11 protein-coding genes and 3 pseudogenes are annotated in these 8,393 nt (G+C 36.9%); 5 read left to right on the plus strand and 9 right to left on the minus strand.

Translation table 11 applies throughout. From position 1 onward, the window contains the following. The 8 genes and pseudogenes from ACFIQE_RS07920 to ACFIQE_RS07955 all read right to left on the minus strand — a co-directional run. A pseudogene (locus tag ACFIQE_RS07920) lies at nucleotides 1-63 on the minus strand (exonuclease); the annotation flags it as partial. Between the two features lies 1 nt (nucleotide 64). Continuing rightward, nucleotides 65-892: a recombinase RecT gene (locus ACFIQE_RS07925; RefSeq protein WP_375707484.1), complete on the minus strand. Its 828-nt coding sequence runs from the start codon at nucleotides 890-892 to the stop codon at nucleotides 65-67. An 81-nt stretch (nucleotides 893-973) separates the two neighbouring features. Then, on the minus strand, nucleotides 974-1,456 hold the full coding sequence (locus ACFIQE_RS07930; RefSeq protein WP_375707485.1) for a hypothetical protein: 483 nt from the start codon (nucleotides 1,454-1,456) through the stop codon (nucleotides 974-976). A gap of 75 nt (nucleotides 1,457-1,531) precedes the next feature. After that, nucleotides 1,532-2,101: a hypothetical protein gene (locus ACFIQE_RS07935; protein ID WP_375707486.1), complete on the minus strand. Its 570-nt coding sequence runs from the start codon at nucleotides 2,099-2,101 to the stop codon at nucleotides 1,532-1,534. A 5-nt stretch (nucleotides 2,102-2,106) separates the two neighbouring features. Next, nucleotides 2,107-2,571 (minus strand): hypothetical protein, encoded by a 465-nt coding sequence (locus tag ACFIQE_RS07940; protein WP_375707487.1) that lies wholly within the window; start codon nucleotides 2,569-2,571, stop codon nucleotides 2,107-2,109. A 13-nt stretch (nucleotides 2,572-2,584) separates the two neighbouring features. Continuing rightward, nucleotides 2,585-3,342, minus strand: a pseudogene (locus ACFIQE_RS07945) (antA/AntB antirepressor family protein). 70 nt (nucleotides 3,343-3,412) lie between these two features. After that, on the minus strand, nucleotides 3,413-3,793 hold the full coding sequence (locus ACFIQE_RS07950; RefSeq protein WP_375707488.1) for a hypothetical protein: 381 nt from the start codon (nucleotides 3,791-3,793) through the stop codon (nucleotides 3,413-3,415). 209 nt (nucleotides 3,794-4,002) lie between these two features. Next, nucleotides 4,003-4,356: an XRE family transcriptional regulator gene (locus ACFIQE_RS07955; RefSeq protein ID WP_273791732.1), complete on the minus strand. Its 354-nt coding sequence runs from the start codon at nucleotides 4,354-4,356 to the stop codon at nucleotides 4,003-4,005. Between the two features lie 87 nt (nucleotides 4,357-4,443). Here ACFIQE_RS07955 and ACFIQE_RS07960 point away from each other — a divergent pair. Further along, nucleotides 4,444-4,684: pseudogene (locus tag ACFIQE_RS07960) on the plus strand (helix-turn-helix domain-containing protein). A gap of 10 nt (nucleotides 4,685-4,694) precedes the next feature. Further along, a complete protein-coding gene (locus ACFIQE_RS07965) occupies nucleotides 4,695-5,177 on the plus strand; it encodes a hypothetical protein (protein ID WP_375707489.1) in 483 nt (160 codons plus the stop codon). A 174-nt stretch (nucleotides 5,178-5,351) separates the two neighbouring features. On the opposite strand, the gene ACFIQE_RS07970 is transcribed toward ACFIQE_RS07965, so the two are convergent. Then, nucleotides 5,352-6,014, minus strand: coding sequence for a hypothetical protein (locus tag ACFIQE_RS07970; RefSeq protein WP_375707490.1), 663 nt, complete (start codon nucleotides 6,012-6,014; stop codon nucleotides 5,352-5,354). 75 nt (nucleotides 6,015-6,089) lie between these two features. Here ACFIQE_RS07970 and ACFIQE_RS07975 point away from each other — a divergent pair, with 75 nt between their 5' ends. Genes ACFIQE_RS07975 through ACFIQE_RS07985 form a run of 3 tightly spaced genes read left to right on the plus strand, consistent with a single transcriptional unit; the run spans nucleotide 6,090 to nucleotide 8,032 of the window. Continuing rightward, nucleotides 6,090-6,563 (plus strand): crossover junction endodeoxyribonuclease RuvC, encoded by a 474-nt coding sequence (locus ACFIQE_RS07975; protein ID WP_375707491.1) that lies wholly within the window; start codon nucleotides 6,090-6,092, stop codon nucleotides 6,561-6,563. Beyond that, entirely contained in the window at nucleotides 6,553-6,906 is a 354-nt protein-coding gene (locus ACFIQE_RS07980) for a DUF1376 domain-containing protein (protein WP_375707492.1), read from the plus strand. Before ACFIQE_RS07975 ends, ACFIQE_RS07980 begins: the two co-directional genes overlap by 11 nt. Further along, the gene (locus ACFIQE_RS07985; RefSeq protein ID WP_375707493.1) at nucleotides 6,896-8,032 is read left to right on the plus strand and encodes a hypothetical protein; all 1,137 of its coding nucleotides are present in this window, start codon (nucleotides 6,896-6,898) and stop codon (nucleotides 8,030-8,032) included. The genes ACFIQE_RS07980 and ACFIQE_RS07985 overlap by 11 nt, the downstream gene beginning before the upstream one ends. The last annotated feature ends 361 nt before the right edge of the window (nucleotides 8,033-8,393 follow it).

Raw genomic sequence — 8,393 nt, forward strand, 5'->3', positions numbered from 1 at the left:
AACATTAGATGCGGTGACTTTACCCAAGCGCGCTTGAAACCATTCTGCTGTTCTTTGTTCCATCTCACACCGCCGTTCTTTGTTCTTGTGGTCCATATTCGATATCTTGGACGTGAATATATTCGGCATCTTGTATAGGCGCCTCTATTTGCTTTTGTTGTAGGAAAGATTGTTCTTTTTCATGCTGTCTCTTTTGCAAAACATCCAAAATCCTTTGTGCTACTTCATCAGGAAGATCTTCAAGCTTTTGGACTCGTCCATACTCAAGGACTTTTTCCTCTTCTGTTTGAGTGATGTTTATTAATTGTTTGATTTGCGTAAGCACATCATAAGAAACTAACTTCGTTTGTACGTTATGGTTTGTTTCATTGATACGTTTTGCTTCATCTTCTTCATAAATACCGGAAAGCCCGAAAGCATAGCGAGCACATTGTATAGTGGCTTTATGGCGCAACATACGTGCGGGGTATTTTTTCCAAGGGTCACTGTGGTCTTGTTCGCATTCTTTGCGATATTCGGTGACTTCGATAGGGTCTTTAATCCCTTTGAGACGAATAGCACATTTGATAGCAATGATATTCCCATCCTCATTGATTTGATCTTGAAAGGTCATGCCATCAAAGTCAGGATTTGATTTGATGATCTTTATCCAACCGTCGATAGAAACAACGGGTATGATGCCGCCGCCTTTTTTAGGGAGTGCATAGATTTCTTTTGTTAAAGGGTTAAGTCCATAAGTATTGGCAACAAAAAGAAAAACGGCAAATTCTGCATCAGTGATGACATTAGCATTTTTATCTCTAATACAAGTTTTTATGATTGTGGTTCGAAATTCTTCAGCAGAAAATCCATATTTTTCTGCCATTTCTTTTAAAAAAGTAGAATTTGTCATATTGATTTCCTACATTGCGCGCAATTCTCCCGTGGCGTGAGTCACGCTGGTGTTTAAAAATGGTTGGTTGTTAGAAAGTGCTTATACGCTCTGCCTTTTCCTAGGGATATGTTCGGCTTTTCTACTATAACTAATATGTGTGTTGCCTGAAATACATGTGTTACCACATACAACAGCTTCACCACCAATATGAGCTTTTTCACAAATTTTGGCATTGCCGTGAATTTCGGCTATTCCGTAAACTTTCGCATTATCGAAAATATGTGCATTGGATTCAACACAAGCGTTTCCAAAAACATTAGCATTTCCATAAATACGTGCATTACATGAGATACGTGCTCGTCCAAATACTTGTGCATTCTCATAAATTTGAGCATTACTGCAAACCTTTGCCCTATCCCCAACCCAACAATCGCCCTCATGAGAGAGGTTACCTTCATGCTCTATAAAACCACCAAGATCACCTTTCTTGACCTTTCCAAAGTCTCTCAGTGCACGAATGCGACGAATTGGTCGACGATAGAGGATGTCTATTTCATCAGTAAGTTCATATTTCTTTTCCATGGTTTATTTCCTTGATTTGCGTACAATTCCCCCGTGGCGTGAATCACGCTGGTGTTAAAAGTTGGTTTTTCGGTGTTAGAAACGGCTTATGTAGCTTATATCGCTTGCTGAATAGTCACTTTCGTAGATAATTGAATTGCGTCCACGAATTTCAAGATTACCAGAAATATTTACATTATCGAAAATATATACTCCATCTAGAATTTTCATATTTCCGGAAATGTGTGCTTTATCACTTATATAAGCATTTCCATAGACACGGGCATAGCCATAAACATGGCCCAAAACTCGAGCCTCACCATAAATTTGTGCATTGCCGTAAACTTGTGCATCATATTCAACATATGCTTCACCGCAAACTTTTGCATTTTCATAAACACGCGCCCTGCCTGTAATTTCTGCGCATTCAAATACTTGTGCATTGCCGAAAATCTTAGCATCACCATAAACCATAGCTTTATGCCAAACCCAACAATCGCCTTCATGCGATAGGTTGTCTTCTTTTTGTATATAGCCGCCTAAGTAACCCTTTTTAATATTTCTATAATCTCTTAATGCACGTATGCGATAAAGTTTTTTACTTTTATCGGTTCTTGCATCATAAAATTCTTTTATTTCATCAGTAAGTTCGTATTTCTTTTCCATGATTACTATTTCTCACGTTCTACGATTACGGTGGAGCCACTAATTTTACAATTTCCAGCAATGTCTACACGACAGCAAATATATGCTTGATTGTAAATTTTAGCATTTCCGTAAACGTGTACACTTTCCCCTATAGCAGAATTCCCATAAATCCGCGCATAGTCAAAAACCTTGGCATTATCTCCAACAGAAGCACCACCAACTTCGGCATAATCATAAACTTGTGCATTGCCATAAACTTGTGCATTCCCATAAACCCGCGCATCATCATAAACTTTGGCATTATCGTAAACTTGTGCATTGCCAAAAATCCAACAGTCTCTCTTATGGCTTAAGTTGCTCTCTTTTTCTATAAAACCGCCGAGGTCACCTTTTTTGACATATCCAAAGTCTCTTAAGGCTCTAATTCGGTGAAGTGTTTTCCCATCAAACTCAATTGTTTCATCAGTTAATTCGTATTTTTTCACCATGATTTTTCTCCTTTTAATACATGCTTTGTCTTTTAATCTCTTGAGACAGCACCCCCATGCCTTTTGCTGTGATTTTTGCGCAAGGAATGACTTTTTCTATTCCACTTGCGGTTTGAAGTGTAATGGTGGGACAATCCATTAGTCCTTTTTGGATTTTATCCTGATAAGGCAATAAGCGATCCCCGAAAGTGCGTCGATACACCCATCCTTTTTTCTGTAGGAAGAGAATGAATTGTTTTGGTTGCATTTCAAGCACTTTAGCGGCTTCAGTAAGACCGAAGAGCCCATCAGAGCGTTGTAAGCTTTCAAGAGCCATTGCTTTTGGTTTTAAATATTCAATGATGATGTCTTTACGCTCATTTTCATTTTTTAGATGAGTTAATACACCTAACATTACTTGTGGACTTGAGTAATCGATTTGTGGTGTAAGAACTTGCTTTGCACGCCGCTCGCATTCAATAAAATATTGACGGGCTTGTTTACCTTTTTCATTACGCTCTACCATGGAAAGTTCTTTTGCCATTTCCAAGGTTAGATGATAATTAATTGCAATAACAGATCTAGATTTTGCGCTCGCCAAATTTGGTGACCGCAATCTTGTGTTTTTACAAAGTCTTGTCCTTCTATAAAATTGTATCTGCTAATACGGTCCTTAATCCAATTGGAAAAGTCTCGTTTTGCTTCTAAGAATGCGTGCAAGTCACGAGCATTGACTGTTTGAACGTCTTCTCCGTTAACCGTGTTATTTGTAATAGCGATAGGATTATTCATAAGTTTACTCCATCCGATAATTTAATAAGAGGAAAGAGGGGGGGCGCTTTTAAATGCGCCCTTAAGAATTTTAAAGCACATCACAAGGACGCAAACGGTGTTGTTTTTCGTAAGAACCATACATTGCATCATCATATTCGCGCTGTTTTATATCATCTAAAAAAAAACCGTATGCTGTGCTGTGTAGAATAAAATCGTGAGGAATGTTTCCGTTGAAGCACTGCTCTTCACATTCTTTAAGATAGAATTCGGCAATATCTTCAGAGATATCTTCGCAACGATTAGTCGTTGGTTCAATACGCAAAATTTGGACAGCATTATCGGTTTGGTCGATAAAATTGATAATGTCCTTTTCTTCTAATAAAGGACCAGATTTAGCGAGATTTTGCTCTTCATTTTCGCACATCACTAAGAGAATTTCATCAGAATTTATAAACACTGGTTTATTCACAAATGCCTCCATACTGCCTATTGGCAAAAGTTGTTTTCTAAGATATGGAACATAAGTATGCGCATATTGCACATATGTCAACAATAAAATGTGCAACATGAGCATATTTAGTGAGTATTATTTTGGGATATATAAAATGGATGATATTGATAACCTTATAATGGAGGCAGTGAATAAGCTTAGTATAGATAAAAAAAGAAGGTTAATTATTATTCTTCGTCTTTTAAAGTATCTAAAATGCGAAGAAGCCACTGCTTTTTTTCAGGAGATATATTTTTTAGAGCGTTAAAAACTTCTTCTTGAAGTTCGCGGTCTGAAAGAGCAGTTGTAGATTTTGTTTTTATACCCTGTCCTTCACCAGTCAATAACCAACCTGTACTTACGTTAAAAGCTTTTGCGTATCGACTTGCGGCTTTATTGATGCCGCGAACTCCTTGTTCATGTTGTATATAAGTGTAATATGGCCAGCCGTAATATTGAGCTGCGGCTCGGGCAGATTTAAATCCTTTGGCAATTCTTGCTTCTGTTAAGCGTATAGCTTGGTCGGGTTTTTGTTCTTGCATTCTGACAACTCCTTTCCATTCATAATGCACATATTATGTGTGCTTTTCGACTTGACTTTTTTCTGTGCACATTGCACACTTAATTTTATGAATAAGATAGAAGCAAAAAAAAATACGCAAACGCCTTAATCTGACGCTGGACGAAATGGCAGCGTTATTAGGCGTTAACAAATCAACAGTATGGCGTTGGGAAAAATATGGTGTTCCTTCAAGAGGAGCAGTGGCTTATCTTTTAAAATCTTTATGCGATCAAGAGCAACACCCCTCAATGTCGAAAATTTGCAAGAGCTGCGGTGTTGATCACACCGGAGAAACTTTACAGCATTAAGGAGATAAAGATGAGTTCGAATGAAATTTTATGGATAGCAGTGGTTTCAGTTTTGCTCTTAAGCGGAGTGATGTTTCGTATTGCATTGCATTATCGCGATCAAGTTAAAGCACTTAAAGAGGAAGTTGAAACTCTAAAATTAAAAATTGGGCATTTAACAGACGAGTTACAAAATAAACAGCATGAATGTTCAAGAGAAATTCAGAATGGCATGGATAAGAGTTTTTTAAATATCAAAAATGCATCAGAAATTAGAGAACTGAAGCAAAAGATAGATGAGTATGAAGCAGCGTTCAAACGGAAAAACGAAGTTATAGATGCACTAAAAGCAGAAGTTCAATTACGTGATACGGAAATTGAAGAACTGAAACAAAAGATAGAAGAACGTGACGACGAGGAAATTGAAGAACTGAAGCAAGAGCTTAAACAGCGTGATGAAGCAGTAAAAGCGCCGGCTCATAAGAATAAGAAGAGTAAGAAGAAGGGTAAGTGAGGAGATAGAGATGAATGCAGGATCGTATACTGGTTTAATAGTATCTATAGCGGTAAATATTCAATTAGCTATTCAACTTTATCTATTTTATAAAGAATTACAAATAGTTAAAAAGGAAATAATGAAGAAAAATGAAAAAATATGGAGGCAAGAAGAGGAAATCCAAAGATTATCTTATCCTAGCATGTTCTCTTCTTCGAAAGATAGAAAAAATTCTAGCCAAAACCTAGTTTGAACTACTCTTTCTGGGTGATTTGATGAAGTGTGTTCAATTATAAAGATTGGTACAGTTTCGATATTTGGTTTGAGGTGGCGAACTGTGAGAAAAAATACTCTTTCTTCATCTTCCTTTAGATTAAAATAATTGCATATATCTTGCGATTTTAAGTCTGCTGTAAAAGGATTTTTAAAACTCATATATTTCTCGTTTTCGAGGATTAAAGATAGCGGATATTTTCCTAGAAAAGCACCTTCAACAAATGCAAATGGACTTTCATCAGGTATACGAAAATTATTCATTTTTATTGAATGTTTTGTAGGATTTTTTATGATTACCTCTATGTCAATAAGGAAATCTTCACCCTTTTTATATGCGTGTGGTTTCTTCTCTATAACAACCTCTAGATTTGGACCTAAGTCTCGTATTCTTTTTTCTTCCCATAAAATGGAAACATGTTCTTTTGCTGTTTCAGATTGTTCTTGTAATTGTCTTAGTTGTTTATTGAAATTTATAAGATCTATTTTTCGATTTCTACAACCTAACCATATTCCAAAAAATGAGATGAAAGTTGGTACTATTAATGAAATAATATCAATCACATCTTTATCTATTTGCATACTTCTTACACCCTTCTTTCCTTCATTTTCGGAAAAAAACACTTCTATAAAACACATTTTGTATGGAGCGGTGTGGTGATTAACACGATTCTTTGTTTTGATCTAGGTACGAAGATGGGTTGGGCGTTTCGCAATGCCGAGGGTGACATATTCAGTGGTACCGTGAATTTTCAATCGCGCCGTTTTGAAGGCGGTGGAATGCGTTACTTGCGTTTTAAACAATGGCTATCAGAAATAAAACAGACAGCAGGTCAAATTGACGTGGTGTATTTTGAAGAGGTGAGGCGTCATAAAGGTACAGATGCAGCGCATGTTTACGGTGGTTTGTTAGCAACGTTAACGGCGTGGTGTGAACAGCATCAGATACCGTATGAGGGGATACCAGTAAGTACGATTAAGAAAGCGACGACAGGCAAGGGGAATGCGTCGAAAGAAGAGATGATTAAGGCGGTGCGTGCAAAAGGGCACAATCCGAAAGATGATAACGAAGCAGATGCTTTAGCAATTTTATATTTAGTTAAAGAAAGGGAATTGGGGTATGTCCAGTAAATTACCATGGACGAGGCTTTTTGCAGACAGATGGCTTGTTACTCTTGGTTGTTTGTCGCCGACTGAGAAATGTATCTATGTCATGTTGCGACTTCTAATGCTCCGTACTGGTGAGCCTATTTTAAACAACTTAAGGGTATTAGCTCGTTGGATTGGTTATCCAGTAGAAGAGTTTGAAACAGCTTTGAATTCCTTGATTGAAGGTGGATTCATCATACGTTTAGACAATGGTGGGTTGTGGAATTCAGAAGTTGAAAAAGAACTCAACAGTCTCAGTGAAGAAGAGCTAGATAATTTCACTTGCAATAATAATAAAGAAAGGGAGGTGAAGTATGTCAACTAAGTTGCCATGGACGAGGCTTTTTGCAGACCAGTGGGCAATTGTTGTTGATTATTTGCCTGCTGTAGAGGGCAATATCTATATGCGATTACGGTTACGTATGTTGCATACTGGTGAACCTCTTTTTTATAATATTAAAGTTTTATCTAATTACACTGGTTATTCAGTGAAGAAGTTTGAAGCGGCACTGAATGTTTTGCTTGAAGAAGGATATCTCATTCGTTTAGCAGATGGTCGCTTGTGGAATTTAGATGTTGAGGAAGAACTCAATAACTCTAATGAGAATTTAGATAAAGCTTCGGAAAAGGCTTCAAAAGCAGCAAAAGCTAGATGGGATAAAAACAAAGATAAAAGTAATGATGATGCACGTGCAATGCATGAGCAATGCACAAGCAATGCATACGCAATGCACGAGCAATGCTTGGAAATGCACAATAACATTAACAATAACAATAACAAAAAAAATAAAAATATTATTTTATCAAAAAGAGAAATTGATTTTGAAAATTTAGAAACAAACGATTTGGTTGACGAGCCAATCGAATGTGATGTTGAAAGCCAATCAGAACAAATCAAAACGATAGAAACCAAACAACCAATCATTCGCGAGCAAAATACCAACACTTCAAACGAAGTTAACAACCGATGGCAAATTAACGAAGCGATGATTGCGAAATTGCCTTCACGAAAAGTTAAAAAGGTTGGAAAACAACTTTCAGAAATCGTTGATAAGATAATGCCTGCTTATTTTCCAGAGAAAGCAAACTTTTTTGAAGGAACAAAGAAAATAAGGGAAAAACAAGAAGTTGAAAGAATACTAGAAGATTTCAAACCCGATTTTCAATACGCAACTGAACAAGGATTAACGCATGATGAAGCCTTATCAGAATTTGAAAAATTTGTACGCTTTTCAAAATCCAACCCATGTCGAAATGCAAATGAACGCGATTGGCAAAGCGCTTGGGATAATTGGATTACGCATCCAGAATATGGATTGGTAATTAAGAAACACAAAAAATCAGAAGTGAAAAAACTATATGAAAGCGCATGTTATAAACCACCGTCAAACAATTTCGCAAATAACCTTTCAGAAAGCTTCAATCAACTTGCAACAGCGATCTACGCTTAAAGACACTTATGGATCCGAAAAAACAGCAAAGTAGTGAAGTTTGCTGATGATTTTGAGAATAGATATGCGTTTAAATTGACAGAAAGGCACCGTACAGAGCGATTTAAAGATTTTGTGATAAAAACACATTGAAATTAAAAACGCTTCTGTACGGTCCATTTTGAGGCAAATAAACCCATTGGTAAAGTTATGGATTTAGGTAGGGGATATTAAACCAAATGTTTTTAAGAAAACGTAAACAGAAGGGGGGGAAAAAGTTCGTTGCAACGGCGGTGGGGCATGCCCCATGGGGATTAGGGGTAGCAGAGTATTTTTACAATCTTTACGAATATGATGATGGTACAAGAGAATATGAAGAATT

Origin of the sequence: Bartonella sp. AA1HLJMS (assembly GCF_042197445.1) — a bacterium.
In the GTDB taxonomy this organism is placed as follows: Bacteria; Pseudomonadota; Alphaproteobacteria; order Rhizobiales; family Rhizobiaceae; genus Bartonella.